Origin of the sequence: Leptolyngbya sp. Cla-17 (genome assembly GCF_016807185.1) — a bacterium.
GTDB lineage: Bacteria > Cyanobacteriota > Cyanobacteriia > Leptolyngbyales > Leptolyngbyaceae > ULC077BIN1.
Map to the genome: position 1 here is coordinate 2,246,056 of NZ_JAEVYN010000002.1, position 26,259 is coordinate 2,272,314.

The 26,259-nt window shown below is 47.5% G+C and carries 21 protein-coding genes and 1 pseudogene; 15 read left to right on the top strand and 7 right to left on the bottom strand.

The features are described from left to right. The first annotated feature begins 89 nt into the window (after positions 1 to 89). The 5 genes and pseudogenes from JOY44_RS21195 to JOY44_RS21215 all read left to right on the top strand — a co-directional run bounded on the left by JOY44_RS21195 (position 90) and on the right by JOY44_RS21215 (position 6,132). Complete coding sequence (locus tag JOY44_RS21195; RefSeq protein WP_171575496.1) at positions 90 to 2,318, top strand: hypothetical protein; 2,229 nt, start codon at positions 90 to 92, stop codon at positions 2,316 to 2,318. Next, positions 2,315 to 3,658 (top strand): TRAFAC clade GTPase domain-containing protein, encoded by a 1,344-nt coding sequence (locus tag JOY44_RS21200; RefSeq protein ID WP_203032080.1) that lies wholly within the window; start codon positions 2,315 to 2,317, stop codon positions 3,656 to 3,658. The genes JOY44_RS21195 and JOY44_RS21200 overlap by 4 nt, the downstream gene beginning before the upstream one ends. Positions 3,659 to 3,766: 108 nt before the next feature. After that, entirely contained in the window at positions 3,767 to 4,744 is a 978-nt protein-coding gene (locus JOY44_RS21205) for a hypothetical protein (protein ID WP_207211201.1), read from the top strand. A 122-nt stretch (positions 4,745 to 4,866) separates the two neighbouring features. Beyond that, positions 4,867 to 5,244: a hypothetical protein gene (locus JOY44_RS21210; protein WP_171575499.1), complete on the top strand. Its 378-nt coding sequence runs from the start codon at positions 4,867 to 4,869 to the stop codon at positions 5,242 to 5,244. Positions 5,245 to 5,307: 63 nt separating this feature from the next. Then, positions 5,308 to 6,132: pseudogene (locus JOY44_RS21215) on the top strand (IS1 family transposase). Positions 6,133 to 6,289: 157 nt separating this feature from the next. Here JOY44_RS21215 and JOY44_RS21220 read toward each other — a convergent pair. The 4 genes from JOY44_RS21220 to JOY44_RS21235 all read right to left on the bottom strand — a co-directional run bounded on the left by JOY44_RS21220 (position 6,290) and on the right by JOY44_RS21235 (position 10,194). Beyond that, positions 6,290 to 6,814, bottom strand: coding sequence for a TniQ family protein (locus JOY44_RS21220; protein ID WP_171575500.1), 525 nt, complete (start codon positions 6,812 to 6,814; stop codon positions 6,290 to 6,292). Between the two features lies 1 nt (position 6,815). After that, positions 6,816 to 7,622, bottom strand: a complete 807-nt coding sequence (locus tag JOY44_RS21225) for a TniB family NTP-binding protein (RefSeq protein ID WP_171575501.1) — start codon at positions 7,620 to 7,622, stop codon at positions 6,816 to 6,818. Positions 7,623 to 7,624: 2 nt separating this feature from the next. Further along, positions 7,625 to 9,592, bottom strand: a complete 1,968-nt coding sequence (locus JOY44_RS21230) for a Mu transposase C-terminal domain-containing protein (RefSeq protein ID WP_203032081.1) — start codon at positions 9,590 to 9,592, stop codon at positions 7,625 to 7,627. Positions 9,593 to 9,828: 236 nt separating this feature from the next. After that, positions 9,829 to 10,194 carry a helix-turn-helix domain-containing protein gene (locus JOY44_RS21235; protein WP_171575503.1) on the bottom strand — a complete coding sequence of 122 codons (366 nt, stop codon included), beginning with the start codon at positions 10,192 to 10,194 and terminating at the stop codon, positions 9,829 to 9,831. A 135-nt stretch (positions 10,195 to 10,329) separates the two neighbouring features. Here JOY44_RS21235 and JOY44_RS21240 point away from each other — a divergent pair, with 135 nt between their 5' ends. The 7 genes from JOY44_RS21240 (at position 10,330) to JOY44_RS32210 (ending at position 18,591) form a co-directional block, all read left to right on the top strand. Further along, a complete protein-coding gene (locus tag JOY44_RS21240) occupies positions 10,330 to 11,637 on the top strand; it encodes an IS701 family transposase (RefSeq protein WP_171573592.1) in 1,308 nt (435 codons plus the stop codon). A 153-nt stretch (positions 11,638 to 11,790) separates the two neighbouring features. After that, positions 11,791 to 12,651, top strand: a complete 861-nt coding sequence (locus JOY44_RS21245; protein ID WP_171575504.1) for an STAS domain-containing protein — start codon at positions 11,791 to 11,793, stop codon at positions 12,649 to 12,651. Between the two features lie 16 nt (positions 12,652 to 12,667). Beyond that, on the top strand, positions 12,668 to 13,084 hold the full coding sequence (locus JOY44_RS21250) for an STAS domain-containing protein (RefSeq protein ID WP_171575505.1): 417 nt from the start codon (positions 12,668 to 12,670) through the stop codon (positions 13,082 to 13,084). A gap of 4 nt (positions 13,085 to 13,088) precedes the next feature. Further along, complete coding sequence (locus JOY44_RS21255) at positions 13,089 to 13,469, top strand: anti-sigma regulatory factor (protein ID WP_245404938.1); 381 nt, start codon at positions 13,089 to 13,091, stop codon at positions 13,467 to 13,469. A 1-nt stretch (position 13,470) separates the two neighbouring features. After that, positions 13,471 to 14,478 (top strand): ATP-binding SpoIIE family protein phosphatase, encoded by a 1,008-nt coding sequence (locus JOY44_RS21260; RefSeq protein WP_171575507.1) that lies wholly within the window; start codon positions 13,471 to 13,473, stop codon positions 14,476 to 14,478. Then, complete coding sequence (locus tag JOY44_RS21265) at positions 14,475 to 16,622, top strand: ATP-binding protein (RefSeq protein ID WP_171575508.1); 2,148 nt, start codon at positions 14,475 to 14,477, stop codon at positions 16,620 to 16,622. The genes JOY44_RS21260 and JOY44_RS21265 overlap by 4 nt, the downstream gene beginning before the upstream one ends. Beyond that, the gene (locus tag JOY44_RS32210) at positions 16,615 to 18,591 is read left to right on the top strand and encodes a response regulator (RefSeq protein ID WP_171575509.1); all 1,977 of its coding nucleotides are present in this window, start codon (positions 16,615 to 16,617) and stop codon (positions 18,589 to 18,591) included. The genes JOY44_RS21265 and JOY44_RS32210 overlap by 8 nt, the downstream gene beginning before the upstream one ends. A gap of 197 nt (positions 18,592 to 18,788) precedes the next feature. Here JOY44_RS32210 and JOY44_RS21275 read toward each other — a convergent pair whose 3' ends face one another. From JOY44_RS21275 to JOY44_RS21285, 3 genes are all read right to left on the bottom strand, one after another. Beyond that, positions 18,789 to 20,048: an energy transducer TonB gene (locus tag JOY44_RS21275; protein WP_171575510.1), complete on the bottom strand. Its 1,260-nt coding sequence runs from the start codon at positions 20,046 to 20,048 to the stop codon at positions 18,789 to 18,791. A gap of 203 nt (positions 20,049 to 20,251) precedes the next feature. Continuing rightward, on the bottom strand, positions 20,252 to 20,662 hold the full coding sequence (locus JOY44_RS21280) for an ExbD/TolR family protein (RefSeq protein WP_171575511.1): 411 nt from the start codon (positions 20,660 to 20,662) through the stop codon (positions 20,252 to 20,254). Then, positions 20,637 to 21,302, bottom strand: coding sequence for a MotA/TolQ/ExbB proton channel family protein (locus tag JOY44_RS21285; RefSeq protein WP_171575512.1), 666 nt, complete (start codon positions 21,300 to 21,302; stop codon positions 20,637 to 20,639). Before JOY44_RS21285 ends, JOY44_RS21280 begins: the two co-directional genes overlap by 26 nt. A gap of 528 nt (positions 21,303 to 21,830) precedes the next feature. Between JOY44_RS21285 and JOY44_RS21290 the strand changes: the two genes are divergently transcribed. From JOY44_RS21290 to JOY44_RS21300, 3 genes are all read left to right on the top strand, one after another. Then, entirely contained in the window at positions 21,831 to 24,611 is a 2,781-nt protein-coding gene (locus tag JOY44_RS21290) for a TonB-dependent receptor domain-containing protein (protein WP_171575513.1), read from the top strand. 130 nt (positions 24,612 to 24,741) lie between these two features. Then, entirely contained in the window at positions 24,742 to 25,092 is a 351-nt protein-coding gene (locus tag JOY44_RS21295; protein WP_171573858.1) for a hypothetical protein, read from the top strand. 2 nt (positions 25,093 to 25,094) lie between these two features. Continuing rightward, the gene (locus tag JOY44_RS21300; RefSeq protein ID WP_171575514.1) at positions 25,095 to 26,222 is read left to right on the top strand and encodes a PepSY-associated TM helix domain-containing protein; all 1,128 of its coding nucleotides are present in this window, start codon (positions 25,095 to 25,097) and stop codon (positions 26,220 to 26,222) included. Positions 26,223 to 26,259: the final 37 nt, after the last annotated feature.

A 26,259-nucleotide genomic window follows, 5' to 3' on the forward strand; every position in this document is an offset into this window, starting at 1 on the left:
TCGTACTAGATTTCTACAGAACAAGTCTCAACCTCAAAGGCTCTAGCTGCGCCACTCTTTTGATCGCAAACATTACGAAGCAAACTAATATGTCTTCCAGAGCAGAACGGGTTGCAAGCATTATTGAGCGTCGATCGCGCTATCTCCCCGACAAAATGGCAACAGTTGAGCGAGAGCTTCAGGCTCGAGCGTCAGCGTTATACAATTTAGAGTCGCGGCGAGAGACATTACTGAAGGAGAATACAAATCCAAAGCTTTTGGCGCACCTAGAGGCGATCGATTTTGGTGATATCCAAGATCGGATTCGTGCAGAACTGTTCATTTTGTCTAAACTCAGGAACCGCTTTTCCAGAGACACTTTGAATATCGGTGTCATGGGTTTAATGGGACAAGGTAAGAGTACCTTACTTAAGAGCTTAAGCGGTCTCACTGACCAGGAAATTCCTGCTTACGAAGGAGCAGCCTGTACGGCTGTACGCAGTGTGGTTACCAACCGAGAAGGTTCGATTGAAGTCAAAGTAGTTTTTCATTCAGAGAAAACGTTCTTAGAAGAGGTCATACGACCATACTATAAGTCACTCTGCCTTCAGCCCGAACCCTCCACTTTAGATGAATTTGCACGCTTGGTTCTACCTGATCAAATGCCTGTAGGAGCTACTGATGAAGCAGCCTATAAACATTTACGGAATGATTACCACCAGAACCTAGAAAATTATCGACATTTATTCGCTGCTGGAACAGAACCCCAAGAACGGTCAATCCCTGTAGAGAATGTTGTTGAATATGTAAGGCAGGAACGTAACACTCAAGGAGATTTGCTATCGTTTAATCATTTGGCTGTACGCGAAGTTAATATTTTCTGCCCTTTTAAGAATTCTGATGTCGGCAAGATTGCTCTAGTAGATATCCCCGGTTTAGGTGATTCTAAATTGGGCGATGAAACAATCATGCTAGAGACTTTAGGCAAAGCGGTAGATGTCGTGATTTTTATTACACGTCCAGATCCGCAACGCTACCAATGGCGAAAGGTCGATACGGATCTATATGACATTGCTGCCCAAGAGTTGAACAATCTTGAAGGTAGAGCGTTTATGGTTATTAACCATAGCCAAAGAACTGGAAACTTCAGAGCTTGTGAAGCTCTCAAAGACACCTTACAGATGCAAGTAGTCGGCTGTGAAGTTGCTGACTGCTCAAACCCTGAAGATGCCAACAAGATTTTTGATAGTGTACTTAACTATTTGGCAGAGCATATCCTAAAAATTGACGAGGAATATGCTCGCCAGAGCCAGGAGCGACTCATAAAAATTCAGAAGGATATTGATCTCATTACCCAGGCAGCTAAAGAAATATTGTGGGGAGCCGATGGCGATTTAGCTAGAGTTATTGATGATCAATATGATGATTTGTTTGGGACAGATCAAGACGGATGGTGGCGAGAGATTACGATTGCTTTTCAAGAATTGAGGTTTGAATTCGCCAAACAGTCTCAGCAATCATCTCCAAGTCTTGAGACTAGTGTTGAGACTATATATAGAATTTGTAAAGAGGATGCTGGAATTTTAACTGCAAATAATTCAGAGTCCGAAATTCAAGAGCAGATTAAAGCTAGTAACCCTATGAAAGCTTATGCTGATTACCGGGATCAGTTGAGAACCTTACTGTCAGATCACTTTAGCTGTCTAGATGAAGGTTTAAAGGAATCAACTGAGCAGGCAAAGAGGCAAGTAGCAGACATTTTAATCAACATCGGTCGATTAGGTTTACTAGCCAATTCTTCAGAAGGTGCTGAGTTTCTCAAAACGTTTAGAGAAATGATTGAAAGAGAACATCCGGATCTTAAACGGCTTCAGCAAGGTCTACGAATTATTGATAGTTTTGAGCTTTCATACGATGGTTTAATTGAACCACAAATCTATCAGCACTTAGTTGATCTAAGTAATATCCAACTGGAAGATGAAGGGGCTAAAGATGTAACTCTGAAAGTTGGACAACATACTACAGCAGAGCTGATTTTCAATGCTCTACAAATTGATTACGATCGCACTGTTTCTAGGATTAAGGCAGCTTTAGAAGAGCTACTGTATCAACCCAGTATCGCTGCTTATGCACGTATCGAGAAATTCATTGACAACATCATTTATCACAAAGAAGCTCAGAAAGACTGGAAGAAGTTTCTCAGACGAGTAAGATCTAAGGTCTGGACTGAAGAGATTGGCAATCTTGAGAAAGAACAGCAACGCCAACAGGACTGGCTAAATAGTGTCAATCGGTTAGAAGGAGCCAACCGAGTAGAGACTATTCAGTTCCTGAGATGATTTTAAGTTCTGACTTTGCATTCAAAAATTTAGTAAAGTGCCAAAACCTATCTTTTAGCCGAAATTCTGCAATTATGGATGATTTACAAGAGCTAAATATCATTATGGTTGCGCCAAGAGGTATTGGCAAAACCAGTTTGTTAGCTGCCATGCATGAAGAGTTTAATAAAACCTTTGAGAGTGCAGGATTAACAACTTGGACTACTGACACTCAAACTCTAGATGCGATTGAAGAGTGTAAGCGTCTACTTCGTCACATGGATTATCGGCTGCAAAATCTAGTTGATCCAACCTCGCCTAAACTTAATCCTTGGGAAGATCAGGGGTTTGTATTTGAAGTAGGCAGTGGTGGCAAAAAGTTTATGAGGGTTCGTTTTACTGATCCCTCTGGTGAGTACTTTAAACCAACTGCCACTGCCGAGCAGAAGGAGTATATCAGACAACAATTAAATCAGTGTGATGCAGTTGTCATTCCCATTGATGTAACTGCCTTGATGGAGAAGAAGATAGGTAGAGTTAAAAGTACAGAAATAGGTTTGTGGCATGAATCTAAAAATGATCCAGCCCGCATCACAAAGTTGTTAAAGGACACTTATGCAAATTTAACAAGACCAAGACTGGTTATTTTGGCACCTTTGAAATGTGAAACATACATGAAAACAGATAAGGATGCCAATGATTTACTAGATCATGTCAAAATTGGCTACCGAGAGTTATTGGATTTTTTCAAGGAAGACGAGCAATATCACAAGTTAGCAGTAGTAGTAACACCTATACAAACAATTGGTCACATCGCTTTCTCTCATGCTGAGACTATCGATGGTTACACTCGCTTCTATTACAATAAGGTGCCATTAGATGCTCCCTACGCCCCTAAGGATGGTGATCAGCTGCTACGCTACATACTGCGGTTTCTGCTAAATATTTTTAATGAGAGTCGCCAGCTTGAGCTGGAAAGGGCTAAAGAAGATCTCCAGAAGCTTGAAAAAGAATCAGGCGTTAAATCAGATCAACTTAACAGTGCCAAACAAAGACTTATTTTAGCAGAACAAAAAGTGAACGAGCGTAATCAGCTTTGGACTCCCTTTAGATGGATCGCTGATATTTTTGAAGATGTTTATACTCCGCACTATGGGGCTAAAAGTGATTTTGCGAAAACAGAGTCAAGCTTTAAAGATACGGAAACTCAAAAGTTTGCCGTTCAAGGGAAAGCTGATGCAACAGAAGCCCAAATCCAAGCTTTTAATACAGCTATCTCAAAATTTGCTGTTGATTGTAAGCAGGAGCGAGGTTTTGCAATTCTACAGGGCAGAGCAAGATGGCTATCAGTTCCTAGATGATAATGCGAGTTCTATATGAATCAAAGCCAGGTAGAAATTTACGTGCGAAGTTCTCCGCTTGGTGATGTCGGCATTCATTGGCGTAACATCACCAAACCTGACCAACCGATGGAAGAACCATTTGTCTTGAAGCAACGTATCATCCATAGGAGTGATGGTCAACAGGTAACCGTTAACTCACTTATTAATGAGACGAAACCGTCTCTAATTCTAGCTAGATATGAAGGTAAAATCCTTTTAGAAGTTATAGGTTTAGACGCATCAGAAGCTCGTTCGCAACGTATGGGACGACGTATCTCAGAAGTTGTCTTGTGGGTTGGAGATGCCTCATCGACAGAAGTAGAATTTACTCTAAGGCAACTTGCGGCTTCTGCATTACTCAGTTTGTGGGACAAGGAGATCGCTTTCGTTACTACTATTCGCAATGCTATAGCTTTTGACGGATTAGATAGCTTCAAAGCTGATGCACAGCAAATAGAACAGCTATATATTGACGCTAGTAAAAATTTAGATAAAGTTCTGTCAGCTTCTCATTTTAGTCAAACTGATTCTTTTGATTCGATTTGGTCAACCCCAGTAACAGTTGACGCTGATGAGCAGTTACATTTTTTGGCTCATCAGATTAGTCAAGCCTTATTATCAAGCAGTGAAGAGCCTGTTGTGGTGGTTGCTGAACTTAGAAGGGGCAATACTGAACGACGCATTTTTTACAGGGGCAATGTTTGGGCGGCACCTCCAGCCCCTAAACCTGTTGAAGAACCCTCACCACAACAAGAAGAACTAGAAGCTGATTTCCAAAAAAAAACTCCGATTCTATCGACAGCACCAGCATCACGCTCAACGAGTCGCATCATAATTCTTGTAGTAATTCTCTTGATAGTGATAGTTTTGGTGATTCTTTGGCTAGCTACTCAATTGAAGAGTCCCCTAACCCCCGCCCCGATTCTGACTCCATCTCCAACGCCAACACTGAATCCAATAGGTCCCCCGGCACCGACATCACCCCCAGATTTAACAGTTCCACTGACACCGGATTCAGTAGTTCCTCCACTAATAGTACCAACCCCAACCCCGAGTTTAAGTTAACCCAACGGCAATCTCCAATTCTTCCGATTTCAATCACTCAAAATCTAACTGAAAGTATTGATGGGTATTTACGTAATCTGTGGAAAAGACTTCCTCCAAAGGAGATACACAACCTATTAGAGTTGGTTCAAGCACTTAACCAAATTGACGGTAATGAATCCAGGAACATCAGTACATCTAAGCTCCTGAACACCGTTACTGTTTATGTGAATGAACGCTTAGAAGTTCTTAGAAAAGGAAGCAGCATTACAGACTTTTTAATTGAAAAAGGTGCGGGAATTGGTGAAATAGCCTATCTTCTAATGAATACAACTATTAATTATGACCAGTTTAATGGACAAGTTGGGAAGCTCGACTTATATCGAAAAAAGCAAATAGTTGCTTTAGCATACTTCCTACAAGGAAGATTGCCTTTAGAGGAAACTGTTTGCCTAGAAAATATCTTGCTTTCAATTAAGGTGGATATTGAAGAAATCCGCAACCCCCAACCCAGCCAGTGAGGTATTTCTGATTGTGCGTTAAAGGATTGTGGGCTTGGTAAAATAGTGATCAATTCAGAAGCTATGGAATGCCGACTTTGTGGTCATCCTAAGTGTCATAAGCATGGCAAGCTGCCCAATGGACATCAACGCTATTTCTGCCCGTACTGCCAGCAAACCTTCTGTGAGAGCTTTGACACGCTAGTACTACTGGCGACGAGTGAGTCCCGAACAAGTTCAGCAGGTGCTACAAGCTCATAGTGAGGGAAGCAGCTTACGAGGGATTAGCCAAATTACAGGCTTGGCATACAACACCGTGGTCAGTATGGTTCGCTCATCAAGTGCCAAGGCTCAGCTAACTAATAACGACCAGGTTAAGCAAGTGGCAACCGCAGAGGTGAGTGCGGATGAGATGTGGTCTTTCGTGCAAAAAAACAGAAGCAATGTCTTTCCAATGAATTAGAAGTGGGAGACTGCTGGATAGGTCCGAGTTTAGCGGACTCCAGTGGGCTGATTTTAGGGGCACGAGTGGGCAAGCATACCGACGAACTGATTGAGGAATTGGTAATTAGTACACAGGGAAAAACGGATTGCAAACAGTGGAACAGTGATGACTGGGGAGGCTATGAACGAGTCCTTCCACCTGAAATTCTGCACTATGTTGGCAAAGACAAAACGCAGCGCTTAGAGCGAACCAACGGCATCGTCCGACAACAAACTGCTCGATGGCACCGCAGGCAAAACAAGTTCGGCAAACTGTGGGAGCAAACGAAAGTGACTACGCGATTAGTTGTGAGCTATTTCAATTGGATCTGGCAGCATAGCCGATTTAAGACAACGGCAGCTCAACAAGCAGGACTGACCGAGCGACCCTGGTCTTGGCAGGACATCGTCACCTACCCCGATTAGAAGGCTTCAAAAAAGCGACAGGTAATTTATTAAAGCGTTTATCCGCAGATTTTAACAAGAGTGTCAAATCACGACACCTATTTTGTTAAATTTGGGGATAACGACATCTAATGTGTGATTGAGATGAATTAAGGCTTCGCTCTTCTAAAGAGATGAATCAGTGCGCTGAGAATTTACTTTTTGCTGCCCCTTGGTGCTTCACCATCTCAGCAAACGGTGTAAAACAGTGAGAGCAGGCTCCATCTTCCCAAAGAGAAGGAATCGCCAAGGGCTTTCTGCACTTTGGGCACTTCTCAAGGAGGCGGAGTCGATGGCGATCGCAGGCAGTAACTGACTTAAACTGCCACTCAATTCTGTGCGATGGCTCTTCGACATAACAGGCGGCACAAAGACGAATGGGTCGCGGCTTCATTGTCGCTTCCCTGCAAGGTAGGAGCGATCGCAAATCTTCGACACTTAGCTCTACAACCTTTGCCAAAGCCTCTAGCTCTTCCTGACTAGGAAAGGGGTTCAGGTAAAGCTGCTTCCAACGGGAAATCACGCCTCCCATGCCAGTTACCCGGCCAATCTGGTAGCTCGTCCACTGGTTCGATCGTTCAAAGCGCCCTAAAAAATGACTCATGCTTTCGCCTGAGTATGGTACGACAACATTAATCCAGGGTTCAAAAGCATAGAGTTCCATATTAAGACGCAACCAATGAATAATCTCCTTCAATACTGTCCAGGAGCGCTTTATCAATCTTCTTCACATCTGACTCCAATGCTTTGATGGCAGCATTCCTCAGAATTTGATCCAGCAACCTTAACTGCCCGCTCGTCTTTTCCTGCAACAAGGTAATGATGTCGTCATTCATCGCCATATTTGAAGGTTCTGGTAGTCTCAGAATCTCCTGCTCCCAAATATTGACGGTCTTTCTGAAGTTACTGCCTGCGAGTTCTTCAAAATTGAAGTAGCAAGCAAAGCGGCTGGCTACCTGCTCATCCTTACTCAGCAATGTGTCCAAACGACTACTCGTGCCAATCAAAATGAGCAGAATACCCAATTCCTTGTGCAAGTCCGTGACATCGGGAAGAGACTTGAACTGAAGACGATGGGACTCATCAATAATCAGCACTTCCACCTTGCACTGCTTCAACTTGTCCCAAGCTCGTTTTCGGAGTTGATTTTCATTCCCGCCAGTTGCCTTGTGCTTTAGAGCCTTAAGAATAAGTTCAAAGAGAAGGGTGGGGCTACAGGCACCGCCTCGGATCTCAAGATAGAGCACAGGCACCGTCGGGCTTTGATGCGGTTGATTGCTGGCTAGATTGCGAAAGGTGTAAAACATAGCAGCGGATGTTTTCCCAAGCCCAGTATTACCGACCGCTCGACCGGGCTGACCAAGTTTCCGGCGATCGTCTAACCAGGTGCTGAACCGTTTAACCTGCTCTAGCTGAAGGATATCCGGGTTTCTGAGGCGTTCGATTTCTTGTTGCACGGTTTCAGTGGTCATGTCTACAGCCCCAACTCCTCTCGCAGCGATCGCAAATCCACTCTTTCAATGACTTCTGTCTCAACCTCAAGCTGGGTCGAAAGCCGTTCTACCCGTTCGACCTTCTCTTCCTCAAGCCGTTGCGGTTTAGGTTCAACCCTTTCCTGCTCTGCTTTCCGTCGCTCTGCCTTACTCTTTTTAGTCTTCTGCTTCAAGAAATTGCGGCGGCGAATGACCTCTTCCAAGATCGAAATATTATTAATGCCCTTGCCACTTTTTTCGGCCTTTTTCCGAGCGTGTTTGACCTCTTCTAAAGACAGTCGCTCGGCTTCTAAACCCACGGCATAGGCACGAGCCAAGAATTTCTCCAAGTTATTCTGCCGACTGTAAACCAACACCATCGTGATATCTCTAGGGTCATAGCGTAGCAGTATGGATTGTCCGGCAAACGCGCCCAGATTTTCGCCCTTGTAGCGCAAGTTCGCAAAGTTCAGATAGCCGTTGTCATAGACAACCCGCTCGGTTGCTTTCATGAGACAGATATCTAGCTCTCTTTCTTGTAGCAGGGTTGGCGTTGTTCGTAGTCCTTTTTCCCAGCGCTGCATTCGGCTCTGCGTCGGCGTCAAGGGATTTGCCTGACTGCGAGCATCTGGCTTCTGGTTGTAGTGATCGACAATGTAGCCAACAATGAGTCTTTCTAACTCTAGAAGTGAGATACAAGCTTTGGCTTCTGCGCCCTCCGGGCGGTCTTGCACATTCGATCCGGTATACCCCGGTATCTGTGATAGAAGACCACTCAGGGTTCTGAAAGGGCGCTCGACAATGCCACCGTCCGAAGGCTTCTGCCGTAAAATGGGCTCAAAGTCCAACTGATCAGCAATCCATTCCACTAAGTGCTTAGAGCGAAAGTCCTTGCCACCATCCGTGAACAGATACTTGGGCACGCCGTAACAATGCCACTTGCAGCGCAGTTCATATTCAGGACCATACCGCTTGGGCAAAATCCCATTACGTAGCGCTAAAGCAACAACCTGAGAACTAGGTGCCGCCAGACCTAAGCGAATGCCCACAATGCAGCGAGAGTAACAATCGATCACGGTAGTGAGGTAGGGACGACCAATTTCCTCGCCATCTTCATCAACGAGCAGAATATCAGCTTTCGTATGATCCGTCTGCCAAACCTGATTACTTGACTTCACTACAATTTGCTGACCGTCTCGCGTATTCAGCACCAGTTCTGAGCCATGCCAACCTGGACTACGGCTGCTTTTCGCTTGATGCCTTCTTTCTTCAATCGGCTTCAACCAGCGTTCTACAGTCCTTGTACTGGGCGGTTTACCATACTTCTCCCAGTACCGAAAGCCCTCTCCTTTCTCCCTGGTGGCGATCAGCTTGCCAACGGATTGATCGAGCACTTCACCTTCTAAACCTTGCGCCTCTAGTGCGGTAATTTCGGGCTTCAGTTCTTTCTTGGCTAACTCATACGCCTGCACTTTGACCGCTTCAGCCGCCTGGGTACGGGTCATGCGATCGCCACCCCGATTACCAGCTTTATAAATTTTGACGCTGAAGTTATACCAGTAGGCACTCTTACGCGGCTGACCCTTGTCAGCTCTGGACTGAGGTTCTAATACGGCTAGACCGGCATTTTCCCAGTCTTTGATCAAGCGTCTAACTGTTCGTTCAGACTTGCCCAGCTTTTTAGCGGCTTCTCGTAGCTTCTTGCCGTAAGCCAAGCGATCGCAAGGTTCCCGTAAGCTGCGAATGATTTCTAGCTTGAGTCGTTGTTCACCAGAGAGCCTGAGTTCTTCATCCTCTACAAATCTCTGATCGAGGAATTCAACCGGTTTATCTTCTACAGGTAATCTTGAGTCCTTCTCACCTGAAAGCTCATCCAATGGTTCCTCTATAAGCTCCTCATAACTTTCGTGCGTCATGAGCAAATCGTCATCATCCAATGGGATTTCTAACTCTGTTGGATGCACAGACATGGGCGGCTTCATATAGTGCACATATACTATATCAGAGCATTAAAGAATTGACAAAGATTATGTCGCAAAGCTCAAGAAAGGACATAGAATTTGTCGTTCCCTGCCACTCATGCTTTTGAGGCTGCCTAAAGCTGAAAGAACTGATAAATAAGGATTCTAGGCAATTTATGTTTTTGACAATTAATGTGTCGAACTGGACATAGAATTTGTCGCTCTACACCTGCTCTCGGTCTCGTTCAGTCGCTCGAAAGGGTTTTTTTGACGGTGAGCTTTAAGCGTTGCACCGCTCGTCCCATCGTTGAACGACTCACTCGCATTCCTACTTTCGCCTCGAATTGCTCAGATAACTGGGCAAGCGTGGCGTCATTGGTAGCCTCAACTAACTCGGCAATCATTTGATGATGCTCAAGCGTCAGTTGAGCAGGCTTACCTCCTCCATGGGGTTTTGGCTCAATGCTGCCCGTTTCTCGGTATTGTTTAAGCAGTTTGATAATGAAACTGGTTGCCACGCTAAACCGTTTAGCGAGTTGGCGTTGGGAGATGGGTTTGTCTTCGTACACGTCGATGATTTTTTGGCGCAAGTCTGTAGAATATGCTTTCATTGCTATCAACTCTTTTGGAGCTGCAAACATCTCCGAAACTGTACCTTATCCAATAGAAAAAGGCTATAACCCTCTTAAATCACTCTGACTAGAGACTATCTATTATAGAGGTACGTTTGTCCAGATTCAATTGCCATGCCAGCATCTAGAGCCGCCCGCCCGACGATACATTTTGTGGATGAATACTGCCAATTGTATGAGGACTTATTCCCAGAAGTGCGCAGCTATGAAGCCTTTAAGCTTCTGCATCTGGGGATGATTAGCGAGATTAAACGCAAATCCTTACCTGCCATTGCCAAAGCAGTAGGCTTAAACAATCAGCAAAACTTACATCACTTCCTTACCGAGTCTCCTTGGCAGGTGCAACAGTTACGCCAGAAGCGATTGGAGTTGACCCTCAAGGTACTCAACGGTCGGTCATTGATATTACTGATTGATGAAACTGGAGATTGTAAGAAGGGAAAAAGCACTGATTACGTCAAACGGCAATACATCGGCAACGTCGGTAAGAAGGAAAATGGCATTGTCGCTGTCACTGCCTACGGCTTAGTCGATGGCATGATTGTGCCATTGAGTTTTGAGGTGTATAAACCCAGAGAACGACTCAAAGAGGGAGAAGAGTATCAAAGTAAACCGCAAATTGCGGCAACCATGATTCGACAATTACAAGCACTAGGATTTGAGTTTGAACTGGTGCTCGCCGATAGCTTGTATGGCGAAAGTAAAGTCAACTTTGTCGATGTGCTAGATGAATTAAACCTACCTTACATCCTGGCGATTCGCAGCAACCATGCTTTGTGGCTACCGCAAGACCAGGAGGTGTACCAGGAGCCTTGGCAGACCTTCAAGCGCACCTTTAGTAATGGCACGACAGAAACCCGTCACATGGCTGAGGTGATTTACGGCAAAAGCCACCGCAAGCAGTACTGGCTGTTGACCACTGACCCTGACACGTTACCGGACAACTCAACGTCCTATGTCATGGTCTGTGCCCCGGCAATCAAACTCAAAGATATTGGTGACAGTTATGGCTTTAGAACCTGGATTGAGTATGGTCTCAAACAAGCCAAAGATGCACTCGGGTGGGCAGACTTTCGTATGACCCGCTATGAGCAGATTGAGAAGTGGTGGGAGTTGGTCATGAGTACGTTTTTGATGGTCAGTTTGTTTGCCGACCCATTCAACGACTCCTGTCCACTGGCCCATCAGCGGTTTTCGCAGCACCCGTGGTGGAATAACCAGAGCGGTTGGAAGAACTTACTCAACAACTTGCGTTTAGTTATTCAACCTTTAGTTTGCTTCAATTGGCTTAAACACTGGTTGACGGTTTTTCCCATTGCTTCCCTTCAGTTAGGGTTTGAGCAACTGACGCAGAAGATGAATCAGTTTATCTGTCCACGGGTGCATCAGCTAAACCTCCAACTTATCTTTTCATCTGCTTAGAGTGATTAATGAGGGATAAGGAGTAGCGAGTCTATAAAAGGGAGTTATTTTCATAATCCCTGAAAGCTCATGCAGACGGACTAGAAAACTTAAACCTTCGCGATGGGCTTAAATAGCCGTACACTGATTTTGACCGATGGAGGGGATTGCCTCATGGAAACGATAATCGAAATTAAAATATCGGAAATACTTGAAACCTACGAGGCGGACCTGCTGGAAAAGTGGAGTCAGGAATTAGCGGCTGCCAACACTCGCAAGGGCTTGATCAAAGAAGCCGAGATACAGGAGGAGTGTAGGGAATTCCTCAAGTTACTTCGCGTCGCCGTTGGGCAGGGCAACTTGACCAATATTCAGGCGACAGAGTGGCAAGAGGTTCGAGAGATGTTGACGAGTGTTTCGAAATCAAGATCCTACAAGGGCTTCACGCCGTCTGAAACAGCCGCATTCGTCTTTTCGTTTAAGCAACCCTTGTTTGAGCGTCTGCGGCAGCAGTTAAAAGACACCGCTGAATTCGGCGAAGCGATTTGGCAAGCTACAACCTTGCTGGATCGGCTGGGCTTACTGACTGTAGAAGCGTACCAGAAGGTGCGGGAGGAAGTGATTCTGCGGCAGCAGGAAGAGTTGATGGAGTTATCTACGCCTGTGGTCAAGCTGTGGGAGGGCATTCTGGCGTTGCCGATTATTGGCACCCTGGATAGCGCCCGCACTCAGGTTGTCATGGAGTCGTTATTGCAGAAGATTGTTGAAACTGGGTCAGAAGTCGCCATTATTGACATTACCGGAGTTCCAACCGTCGATACGTTGACTGCTCAACATCTTCTTAAGACGGTGACAGCCGCCCGTCTGATGGGAGCAGACTGTATTATCAGCGGCATTCGTCCCCAAATTGCCCAAACGATTGTGTATCTCGGTATCGATTTAACGGGCGTGATTACAAAAGCAACGTTAGCCGATGCTTTGTTGATGGCACTCAAGCGAGTGGGAGCAACCATCACTCGATCGCAACCCAAGTAAGGAATAGGAGAAACGGGTGGAACGCATCCCCATATTGCAAATGGGCAATTTATTGCTCGTTACCATTCAGGTTGATATGCATGATCAGCTTGCGATGACGTTACAGGATGACTTGACTAATCGCATCACTCAAACTTACGTTCGCGGTGTCTTAATTGATATTTCTGCATTAGAAATTGTTGATTCTTTCATCGGTAGGATTTTAGGCAATATTGCTAAAATGGCGCGGGTGCTGGGTGCTGAAACCGTTGTCGTTGGGATGCAGCCTGCTGTGGCAATTACGCTGGTGGAACTGGGGCTGTCGCTGACGGGCATTCGCACGGCACTAAACGTGGAAAAGGGCATGACATTATTGCAATCGTCGCTCGGTGACGATGCAAAGTCTCAAAGCGCTGTTATTAAAGGTGATGCAAAGGACGATGGAGAAGCCTGAAATAATGAGCATCCAGTCGTCTGCGGACGTGGTTTTAGTGCGGCAAGCCGTGCGCCATTTCGCTATAGCGATCGGCTTTGGCTTAGTAGACCAAACTAAAATTGTGACAGCCGCTAGCGAATTAGCCCGCAATACCCTCGATTATGGGGGGGGTGGCACGATGACGCTAGAAACGCTCCAGAAGTTGGGACGACGCGGACTCAAGCTTATTTTTGAGGATAAGGGTCCGGGAATTCCTGATATTGAGCTGGCGCTTAAGGATGGATTCACAACAGGTGGCGGATTGGGAATGGGTTTGAGTGGGTCAAAGCGACTTTCTAACGAATTTGAAATTGAGTCTGTGGTAGGAGAGGGAACTCGGATAACGATTGTACGCTGGAAATAAAATGAGGAACTCGATCGCCATCCCCATTACTGAATCTAGTCAAGCAGGAGAAGCCCGACGGACAGCTTTGGCTTTGGTTGATCGTCTGGGTTTCAACGAAGCGGAGCGGGGTAAGGTTGGTATTGTAGTAACAGAAGTTGCCAATAATCTCCTGCGGCACGCTCAGGGTGGAGTGATATTGTTAAGGGCGATCGAGCAAGCAACCGCTCTTGGCATTGAGATTTTATCGCTGGATACAGGACCAGGGATGCTCGATGTAGATGAGTGCTTGCAAGATGGCTTTTCCACTGGCGGAACTTCAGGCAATGGGCTGGGCGCTATGCGCCGACTCTCTGGCTTTTTTGAAATCTACTCCAGAGTCGGTAAGGGAACAGCGCTGCTGGCACACCTGTGGTCGGCTCCGGCAGACCCTTCACCGAAAGAGACTCTAGAAATTGGTGTGGTGTGTTTACCCGTGCTAAGCGAGGAAGTTTCAGGCGATGCCTGGGCGATTCAAGACCATCCTCAACGCAGCCTGTTGCTGGTGGCAGATGGCTTAGGTCATGGACCTGCTGCCGCCAGTGCCTCGTCAGCAGCAGTGAGAGTGTTTCAGGAGCATCACCCTCGATCGCCCCATGCGATCATTGAAATGGCTCATGGAGCCTTACGGACTACCAGAGGTGCAGCACTAGCGATCGCCGAAATTGATTTTGAACAGCAGGTAGTTCGCTTTGCTGGCGTGGGCAACATTGCTGCCAGCATTTCCTCGCTCACTGAACATCACAATCTGGTGTCTTATAACGGCACTGTGGGGCATGAACTCCGCAAAATTCAAGAGTTTAGCTACCCCTGGTATCCCAACGGACTTTTGATTATGCATTCTGATGGCTTGGGCACTCAGTGGAAGCTCGATCGCTATCCTGGCTTAAGTCAAAAACATCCTAGTTTGATCGCCGGTGTGCTGTACCAAGATTTTCATCGAGAGCGCGATGATGTAACAGTATTAGTAGCCAAAGGACGAGGTGTATGATAACCCTGTTCACGCTTGAAATTCGCTATGAACAGGACGTCGTGCAGTCCCGGCAGCGGACGCGTGAACTTGCCGAGCAGTTGGGGTTTGAGACTCAAGATCAGGTGCGACTGGCAACCGCCGTTTCAGAGATGGTCCGCAACGCGTTTCAGTATGCCGGAGGCGGAACCGTTGAATATTACGTGGAGGGAACGCCTCAAGCATTTTTGGTTCGGATTCAAGATAAAGGGAAGGGTATTCCTCATCTCGAAGACGTTTTAGATGGACGTTACACGTCTTCCACAGGCATGGGAGTCGGGATTACTGGCACTCGCAGACTCATGGATATCTTTGAGATTGACTCGCTGCCAGACCAAGGAACCACGGTCGTAGTGGGTAAAACGTTGTCGAAGCGGGCACCCACCTTAACTGACTCGCAGCTACAGCAGATTCGGAAAGCGGTGATGGCGCGATCGCCTCAAAATCCCTACGACGAAATTCAGCGGCAAAACCAAGAATTGCTGCGGGCAATGGCAGAGCTACGCAAGCGCGAGGAAGAATTGTCCCAACTCAACCGAGAACTGGAAGATACCAATCGTGGCGTAGTTGCCCTCTATGCCGAATTGGATGAAAAGGCAAGCTCACTCCAGCAGGTGAACGAACTCAAAACCCGCTTTCTCTCCAATATGAGTCACGAGTTTCGCACGCCATTAAACTCTGTTTTGTCGCTCTCGCGGATGCTGCTAGCTCGTATGGATGGTGACTTGACGGTGGAGCAAGAAAAGCAGGTAACATTCATCCAAAAAGCCGCAAACGGACTATCAGAACTGGTCAACGACTTGCTAGATCTTGCCAAAGTAGAAGCTGGCAAAACTGAAGTGCGTCCCAGTGCTTTTGAAGTCAGTGACCTGTTTGGCACCTTGCGGGGTATGCTGCGTCCCTTATTGGCGGAAGGAGCTTCCGTGGCACTGGTCTTTGAGGAACCGGATGGACTATCAACGCTCTACACCGACGAGGGCAAAGTCTCCCAGATTCTCAGAAATTTTATCTCGAATGCGCTTAAATTCACGGAGCAGGGAGAGGTGCGAGTATCCGCCTTGCAAACCGATCGCACGGTCACCCTCTCCGTGTCGGACACAGGTATTGGTATTACTCCAGAAGATCAAGAGCGCATTTTTGAGGATTTTGTTCAAATTGAGTCTCATTTACAAAAGCAGGTGAAAGGGACTGGGTTAGGCTTGCCCCTTTCACGTAAGCTAGCAGAGCTATTAGGTGGCAGTGTTTCGGCTCGTAGCCAGCTAGGACAAGGCTCCACGTTTGCGGTAACGCTGCCGATCGCCTATCCCCACGTCACTGAACTGCCGGAATTGTCGCAACCGATTGCCTCACTTAAAGCAATGCACCTGCCAATTCTTGCGGTTGAAGATCATACTGAGACACTGCTGATCTATGAGAAGCACCTGCAAGCATCCAAGTATCAACTGATTGCAGCTCGCACTCTGGATGATGCAAGGCAGGCATTACAGCAACTACGACCAGCCGCGATCATTCTGGATATTCTGCTCGACGGGCAAAGTGGCTGGACGTTTTTGCAAGAACTTAAAAGCGACGAAACCACTTGTGCAATCCCGGTAATAGTTATTACGGTCATTGACAACGAGAAGCAGGCGTTAGCACTGGGAGCGGATGGGTTCATAATTAAGCCTGTAGAGAGATGGTCCTTGCTCAACAAACTTAATACGCTGATCAGTCAGGGTAAACCCCAAAAACTCTTACTAATTGACGATGATCCAGCCTATCGGTATGTGGTGAAACAGTTGTTAATCAGCACTCCATTACAAATTTTAGAGGCTGCGAACGGACGAGAAGGGCTTGCGATGGCAGAAAGCGAACAGCCGGCTGCCATTCTGTTGGATCTAGAGATGCCTGAAATCAATGGGTTTGAGGTGCTCGATCAACTTAAGCACACTGCCATTACTCAATCAATTCCCGTGATCATTCACTCTTCTACCCAATTGGATGCAGAAGCGCAGAGTAGTTTAGCGGCGCAGAGTATTGCCATCGTCTCGAAAGAAACCACCGCTCAAGCCGCGACAATGGCTCAGCTTCGAGATGCGCTGATTCAAGCCGGACTCATTTTGGATGAGGAGAATTGCTATGCCTGAGTCGCGGTTGACCATCCTGCATGTCGATGACAATGAAACCAATCGGTATGTGGTGACGCGGATTTTGCAAAAGGCAGGCTTTGATGTTGTGGAGGCAGCAACTGGAGCCTTGGGCTTAAAAGCGATCGCCGACCATCAGCCAGCCCTTGTGATTTTGGATGTGCAACTGCCTGATTTGAACGGCTTTGAAATCTGTCGCCAAATCAAGGCAAATCCTGCAACTGCTTTTATTCCAGTGCTGCATCTTTCGGCTAGCTTTGTCCAAAGCCAGGATAAAGCTGAGGGCTTAGACAGTGGCGCTGATGGTTATCTTGCCCAACCTGTTGAACCGATTGAACTGCTTGCCACAATGCGATCGCTGCTGCGGATTCGACAGGCTGAGGAATTCGCGTTGTTATCAGCAAAGGAGTGGCAAATCACCTTTGACGCGATCAACGATGGCGTGTGTTTAGTAGACCAAGATGGCAAAGTTCTTCGCTGTAATTGGGCAATGAGCCAGCTTTTTAGCAAGCCTTTTAACAAAAGTTTGGGTTGCGCTCATCATGAATTGATGCACTCAGCTTTGGGTGTGGGTGATGGTTCCTGCTTTCGCCGTGCGAAAGAAACTCATCAGCGCCAAATTTTAGAGTTTCAGGCTAAAGAACGATGGTTTTCCAAAACCATGGACCCCGTAATAGATGAGAATGAAACCTTCACGGGTGCCGTTTTCATTCTGGTAGACATTACTGATCGTAAACAGGCAGAAGCGCTACTGCAAGAGCAGAACGATCATCTGAATCGACTAACGGTTTCTTTGCAAGAACAAACCGAACAAGCCCAGCAAGCCAATCGGATTAAAGATGAGTTCTTGGCGGTGTTGTCGCATGAATTGCGATCGCCCCTGAATCCGATTTTAGGGTGGGCAAGAGTGCTACAGATGAATCGGCAAGACGAAGCCAAAACTCAGTATGCGCTTGAGACCATTGAGCGGAATGCCAAATTGCAAGCACAACTGATTGAAGACTTGCTCGATGTCTCTCGCATCCTCCAAGGAAAGCTGAGTTTGAATCCAGTTCCAGTCGGTTTGACATTCACTATTCAGGCTGCCCTTGAAACGGTGCGCCTTGCGGCTGAGGCTAAATCCATTCAGATTCAAACAGTATTTGAACCCAATATTGGGCAAGTGCTGGGTGACTCCGGTCGTTTACAACAGATCGTTTGGAATCTGCTGACCAATGCCGTCAAGTTTACCTCCCAGGGTGGCAAGGTGCGGGTGGGGTTAGCACGATTGGGCAATCAAGCTCAAATTACCGTCAGCGACACGGGTAAAGGCATCTCTCCCGACTTTCTGCCCCACGTTTTTGACTATTTTCGCCAAGCGGATAGTACAACGACTCGAAAATTTGGTGGGTTGGGCTTAGGATTGGCGATCGTGCGCCATTTAGTTGAACTGCATGGTGGCACTGTTCAAGCAAATAGTCTAGGAGAAGAACAAGGAGCAACCTTTACCATCCAGCTTCCAATCATGGCTGCTTCACAGATGAGTCAAGCGGATACGCCGCCTCATAATCCTTCAGACTTTAATCTGAATGGATGGCAGGTGCTTTTTGTAGACGATGATCGAGATTCACGAGAGTTAATTACTTTTTTGCTGCAACAGTATGGGGCAAAAGTGACGGAGGTTGAGTCAGCGAGTGAAGCCCTGAACAAGTTGGGACAAGCAAACTTTGACCTCCTGATTAGTGATATTGGAATGCCTAGCATGGATGGCTACGCACTAATCCGCCAGATTAGAGAGCGATCTCTTGAACAGGGCAGAGACTTGCCCGCGATCGCTCTCACTGCCTACGCAGGAGAAATTGATCAACAACAAGCACTGGCAGCCGGATTTCAACAGCACATAACTAAACCCATTGAGCCAGAGACACTGATACAAACGATTTGGACGTTGATGGAAAAAAGTGGTAGGGCTGATAGAGTAGAGCATTGAAACCTGTCCCTTTTTGAGGGGTTGGGCAACGAATCCCATTGACCAAATTTCAGTTGACTGTGTAAATTAATCGCTTAACCACCGCTTAACCCTGTTTTTCGTCCCACTGCACCTCAAACCCCAACTTGCTGGATATGAGAAGCTTGAAAACACGGCTATGCCGTTTAATGCTGTGACAGATTAGGTCAACCGCTGTTCTACTGATCAGAGGCTGGAAGAGGAGCATTCTCCGCAGGTAAGGGTTCTGCTACTGGAGCAGGCGCAGGTTCTGGTGGAGCCGCTTCTATAGGCGCAGGTTCTGGTGGAGCCGCTTCCACAGGTTCAGGAGGGGGTTCTACTGGAGCCGGTACGACTTCGGGTAAAGGCGCGACGGGCTCAACAGGTGGAGTTTCTACTAAAGTCGGAGCCGCTGCGGGGGCAGGGGCAGGTTTTGCGGGTGTTTCCACAGCCGTAGTTGGTTGTTGGCGTTGCCGTTGGGCTTCTCGTCTCTGTTGCTCCTGTTCTGCTACTTGCTGGCGTTCCGCTTCTCTACGGCGACGCTGTTCATTTTGCCGCTGCGTAATAGAACCCTCTTCCTCATAGGTGACTCGTACCCGCTTTTTGACACCCCCTTCAGGAATGCTTTGGGGGTCAAACCGCCACTTGCTCATGGTCTCCAGTGTTTGGCGATCGAGATCAGGATTGCCGCTGGATTTTCGTAACCGCACTTGGACACTGCCATCCGGTTGAATCTTCATCTCAACCCGAGGACTTGCCTCTCGTCCCTGATACTTTGGTTTAGGGCAGCTTACGCAGACAGGTTCTTTGGATTTTGCTGGCGATACTGCTGGCGGTACTGCTGACGGCTCACTACGAGTAGCTGTACCTGTACCGTTTGAAACCCCACCAGGTTTGCCCTGCGGGTCGCCACTTGGTTTGCCTTGCAGGTCGCCAGTGGGAACGCCTAGAGGGTTAAAACCTGTGGGTCGGGTCGCGTTGCCAAAGCCGCTTCCTAAGCCAAACGGTTTAAAAATGGGACCACCACCAACTTTCAAACTGGTATCACCAGCATTATTGGTCATTGGCTGGGCGGCTGCCGGATCAGTCCCAGGTTGATCGCTGGGTGCATCTTCACCTTTTTCTAGCGGCGTTGGGCTTTCGGGTACTAGGGGTTGCGGCGGTGCTACCTCTGGCGCGAAGGCAACTTCCTCTGGCACATCTGGCACATCTGTCTCGGAAGGCGGTTCAATTTCAGCAATCTGTTCCTGAAGGGGTTGCTCTGGTGACGCTTCCTCGACGACCACTTCCATCTCCTCTTCTGTAGGATCGATAGGCAGATTGCCCCCGCGATCGCTCACCTGTAGTGCCATAACAGCAGCATGAAACGACAGTGAACCAACTAAGCTGGCAATCAGAAAATTTTTCAGCGCCTTTCCTTCTTTTTGCCGCTGTTGAACGACGGTTTGTGAATGGTTCATAGGGAGGGGACGTTTTGAATTTTGTCTAGCTTTGGCATTCTAGAAACGCGCAGTGTTCCCATAGCTTTTGCTTCCAGCGGGGTAGGGAATATTTTGAGTTAAATAAGGATGGGTAAAGAAGTGAAAAACTAAAGCGATAGTGGGATAAGGAAGATGGGAAAGAGAAGACGGTAATGTTTTTGTCCTTATCTTTTCCCCTTTATCTACTGCCGCTTTGTAGCGATCGCCATTTTCGCGCCTTCCACCTGGCGGATTTGATCCATCACAGCGACCACGCGATCGTGGGTCACGGAGCCGTCGGCGTTGAGCACCACCACCAGATCTTGACCGGGTTTGTCGAGCTGGCGCACAGCATTAGACAACATATCGATCGCGAGGGGTGACTTGTTCAGGTAGAGATCACCTTGTTTGTCGAGGGTAACTGTGGCACGAATGGTCTTTTGCGGTTTAGCAGATTGGGCTTTGGGTAAATTGACAGCCAACCCTTCAAACCGTCCCAAGAACAGCGTAGACATAATAAAAAACGTGAGGATGGCAAAGATCACGTCAATCATCGGCACGATGTTGATCTGGGATGCCACTTCGGGTTCATCGATCGCGCGTCGTCGTCGCATAGGAAGCCTCCAAAACTTTCTTATAACGTCTACGGTGTAGCAGTTCCAGCTCTGCCGAGTGTTCTTGAATCATTGCCAGTTGGCGCATATAGAACCCTCGAAACGTGTTAGCAAAAAACAGTGTTACCAGTGCCACCACCAAACCGAATGCCGTTGAGATGAGGGCTTCACTAATGCCAGAAGTGACATTAGCAGTTTTGGTACCGCCCACATCGCCCAAGTTGAGTGCACTAAAGGATTGAATCAGTCCTAACACCGTACCCAGTAAGCCCAGCAGCGGCGAGATCGTGACTATCGTATCAAAGCCGTTGCTGAAGCGTTTGAGGATGGGGATTTCTGCCTGTGTCGCACCGTCGAGCGCCAGTGCCAGTTCTTCTGGCTCTGCGTCTTCAAGCGACAGTGCTTCTAGAAAGATGCGTGCCATTGGCAGATCGACGTTGCGTTCAAGCTTTTCTACTGCCAGTGAAGGATCAGTGCGATACATCTTCAGTACTTCTTTAATCACCTTTTCCTGACGGCGGTTGACGCGATACCAGAAGATTGTGCGCTCGACAATGAGAGCGATCGCCACGATCGAAAAGGCGAGCAGGGGGATCGCCACAATCCCTGCCGCTACGAGAATTTGACCCAGACTTTGCATGGATTTTTGGTGGATAAAAGGCTACAAATTCAGATGGGCTTGTCCAGCAGACTGACAAACATTTCAAAAGTACTATAGAGCTTAATGAGAAGATCTATCAAGTAAATGACTAAATTAATTTTTGTGGTTCCGAGTAAAGGATTTGCTCTCCAAAAGTAAAAGCAACTCTGGTCTATTCATAAAGTGATCGACACTGTTCTCAACTGCTGAGGACGAGAATCAAGAAAAATTACGATAACCTGAAAGCGTTTCTCCGTTGTAAAAAGGCTGAAAGCTCCTTCTCTGAGCAGTAAATATCGTTCTTAGGATCATTCAGACCAAATTATCTCTAGCAACAAAAGGCTTGACTTTGGTCGCCAATCATCATAATTTTTTGATCATTACTAAAAGTTATTTGCAATAAGCCGAATCAGTTCTCTTAACAGGACTGGGAAAGCGTTGTCACTCGTTTCAGGTAGACGAGTCGTTTTTGTTGCAAATAAGGTCATCTATCTGTGAGGAAATATTGTGAAGTGCTTGCATTTAAGGTTGGGAGTAAAGATCGAATTTGTTACGCGAAGCGCGATCGCGTCTCTACTGTTACTGAGTATTGCCAACTCAAAGGCTGAGGCGAGGGAACCTCAAGTTGAAAAAATGGCAGCGGTGGAAAGTTCGCGATCAATGGCGGTAGAGCTTCGTATCAAGAACTTCCATCGTCCTGCCACGACACTTAAAGAATGGGAGAAAAAACTCAAAAACTCGAAGCTGATCACTCAAAACGCGCCTGTATCGATCACACGTGTGCAAGTGAACCGTGTTGATAGTGGTTTAGATGTCGTCTTGGAGACTGAAGAAGGCAAACCACTTTCAGTCGATGCCACAAATTTTCGGTCTGAAGGCAATAGCCTGATTGCAGATATTCCCAATGCGGTGCTGGCGCTACCCGACGGCAAGGAGTTTCAGGCAGACAATCCGATTGCAGACATTGCGAATGTCCGTGTGACACAACTTGCTGCAACCAGTATTCGGGTGAGCGTAACCGGTAACAATGCCCTACCTACTTCAGAAGTGACGCTGAGGGCAGGAGCATTGGCCTACAGCCTCAACCCAGAAGGAGAAGACCCGGATGAAGAAGAGCTGACAGTTACGGGTACGAGTACTGCAACGCCGAATCGAGATGTACCTTTTTCGGTACAGGTAATTCCATCAACGCTCTTGCAGCAACAAGCGCCGCTTCTCATGCAAGAGGCTCTACGGAATGTGAGCGGTGTCAGTACCAGCACGCGAGCCAATTATGGCTTTATTGACAACTTCTATGTCCGTGGCTTTCAAGCAGAGTTTCTCCGAGATGGTATTCCTGACCAAATAACACCCGTTAACACTGAGCGATCGGGTTTATTTCGAGGCTTTGCGGATGTTGAACGGATCGAAGTATTGAAAGGTCCAGCAGGCGCTCTATATGGGGTAGGAGCATCGGGCGACAACGTGGGAGCGGGTTTGATTAACTTGATTACCTTCCCGTTCACAACGGATTTTGTATCCAAAGTTAGCTTGTCTGGAGGCAGCTTCGAGCGCTTTGGGGGCACTTTCAACTTGAGCGGGCCGATCGATCAAAAGGTGCTGTATCGGTTTGACGGTGGGTATGAGAGTCGAGAGGGCTTTCGCAAACTAAACCTCGAACGCCTGGAAATTTTGCCGTCCATTCAACTCAAACTAGATCCTAACAACACCGTCACTCTAGATTTTGATTATCGCAATATCAAAGCCAGACCGGATATTCCTGGGATTCCTTTTTTGCCTGGGGTGAATGGCAGCATTATCTCTGGAGCGCACGATCGCCTCTTCAGCACTCCTTTCTCTAAAGCTGACCAGGAGATCTATCGGCTGGGTCTCAAGTACGAACTTCAGGCAAGCCCTGATCTAGTACTGACAAATAATTTTTACTACACCAATCGACAGTTTGACCTGATCCGAAATGCAACCGATGTGGTTGCTTACAACGTTACACCGTCTGCCCAACTTCCCAGCGGGGTCGCGATCGCTCGTCGGCTGCGGGAACAGACAGACAGCAACGAGGGCTTTTTCTATCGACTGGATGGCAAGCTGAAGACTCGCTTTCTCGGCATGGATCACCAAATTTTGACAGGGGTTGAGTTCAACCGCACTGCAAGCGATACCATTCGTTATCAAGTGGGTAATATTGGCAGTACTGCCCAGTCCAATAATCCAACAAATGTAGCAAACGGCAACGCAGTTTGTAACGCTGGTGCGGCTGGACAAACCATTGCCCCTGGGCAGGTTGTGAACCGCCTCCCTTGCATTGACTCGCTCAATCCAGTGTTTTCAGAGGGCAGGATTGTCAGACGAGGGTTTGGGCAGACAGGCGAAAACATTAATGAAAGTCGAGATTCGACAAACCGCACGATTGCCCTCTTTCTGCAAGATCAAATCAGCTTTTCGGAGCAGTTCAAAGCGTTGTTGGGCGCACGGTTAGATTTTTTCAATGAGCAGCAAACCCGCCGCCCTGGTGATGACAGTCTGGCAACCACCGCCACCGATCGCAGCTACGAACAAAATGTCACCCGTTTCAATCCTCGCTTTGGATTTGTTTATCAACCGGATAAAGTTTCTTCCTTCTATGCCAGCTACGCAAGCAGTTTCGCTTCTAATGGTGCGATCGCTCGTGGACCAAATGCTAATCGAGAGCTAGTGGCAATCCCGATCGCCACCATCAATCAATATGAAGTGGGGTACAAAGGCACCTTCTTTGACAACAATCTTGTTGCAACCCTGGCATTGTTTCAGATCGATCGCAAAGATGTTGTTAGTCGTTTGGATGTAAACAACAATCCCACTGATCCTGTGGATCAACGATCACGGGGCGTTGAACTAGACCTCAGAGCCAATCTCAACTCCAGGTGGACGCTCAATTTCAACTATGCCTACATTGATGCCATTACGACCCGCGGCGTTCCTCTCTCCCTTGATCCAATCCTCGGCATTCTTGCACCAGCGCGGACTGGTCAGCGTATTACGGGTGTCCCAAAACATTCCTTCAACGTCTGGACGGCGTATCAAGCTAGCCAAAACTGGACGATCGGGCTTGGCGCAAACTACCAGGATGATCGATTTGCTAACCAAGATGGGACTGGGATACTGCCTAGTTACCTTGCTCTAGATGCCTTTATAGGCTATCGGGTTGGCGGACTGGAAGCTCAGATCAACTTTCGTAATCTGACCAATACTGAATATTTTCCCGGTGGCGGACGAGGGTCTGCGACTCCTAGCGATCCTTTCAGTGTTTATGCAACGGTCGGCTACCGCTTTTAGAGCGCGGCCAATGCCAGCAGGTGAATAGTAGTTCAACCCTGCGCTTCTATTCACCGAAGGGGTACATCTAATGTCCTCAAGATGCGTGAGCGTTCATAATTTTCTAACAATTAAGTGTGAGGAATTAATCGTGAAACAGCCTCGCCGCAACCTCATTTGGCTCATGGGCATCTTGGCGATCATCGCTTCAGCACCCGCGATCGCCAACACTGGGCCTGCCTCCAACAGCAGTTCTAAACGCGAGAAATCCGCTGAAATATCAACCAGAGATCGACCTCGACAGCAGAACCCAAAGCGCCCTGCCACAACGGTTAAAGACTGGCTGGCACAAATTAAACAAAGGGACAGTGAATCGCCTGTGCCAGTGACGGCTGTGCGGCTTAATGCCACAGAAACTGGGTTGGAAATTGTGGCAGAAACGCAGGATGGGCGATCGGGTGCGCCCTTCACAATTCTTGGCACCCTATCGGTGGAGTTTTAGCCATGAGACTACGCACTTCTGCTCTGATTTTGCATCGCTGGATTGGGCTTTTAGCAAGTCTTCTGCTAGTCATTATTGGCTTAACGGGAAGCCTACTGGTTTTCTCCGAGGAGTTGGATCATGCTTTCAATCCTCAGTTATGGCATGTGGAACCACAGGGCGAGATGCGATCGCACCAAGAACTCGTGGAGAGTGCAAAGAAACTTTATCCTGCTCTAAAAGTACATCGCGTCACGGTGCCATCATCACCAGATGTAGCCTATACGGTGATGATGGCAGATGCTACAAACGACTACACTGATGTGTATCTAAATCCCTTTAACGGTAAGGTGCTTGGCTCTCTCCCCTGGAAACAGACGATCAGAGGGTTCTTAATCGAGCTACATGTTCACCTGTTGGCTGGTGATTTGGGGATGCAAATTGTGGGCATCTGTGGTGGCATCTTGCTACTCATGGGTATCACGGGTCTAGCGCTGTGGAATGGCTGGCGCAACCTGAAGTACGGCTTGACGATTCGCTGGCAAGCGCCCTGGCAATTGATTCACTATGACATCCACAAAGCGATCGGGGTTGTGTCAGTTGTCTTACTCTCACTGATTGCTACCACTGGTATGGCAATGGTCTTCTGGACACCCTTTGAGAATGCGGTCTATCATCTGACGCAAGCCCCAAAACCAGTAGAAGTAGCGTCACAGGTTGCTGTGGGTAAAGCGCCAATGGCGATCGATGAAATGCTGCAAAAAGCAGAAGCCGCCTTGCCCGGTGCCAAACTATTCAAGTTTTTCCCAGCCAAGAAACCCGAAGCCACCTTCAATGTTTGGATGCATTTGCCACAAGAGCATGAATTTAATAAAGATCCCTATCTCTATCTAGATCAGTACACGGGAGCTGTGTTGCGCGTTGATCATCCCAAACAAGGTTCGGTTGCTGACCGCATCATGAAGGCTCAGTACATCTTGCACGTTGGTAATTACGGGGGTTGGTTCACTCGTATTCTTTACTGCCTGGTCGGACTCACGCCCTTAGTGCTTGTGATTACCGGCTTTGCACTCTGGCAACGTCGTCGTTGGCTGGCGGCTCATCGACGAGAAGCCATGCAGCATAGCCAACGAGTTACTGCTAAACCCTAACCCCACGCAAAGTTTTCGCTTCTTGTCGTCTAGCACA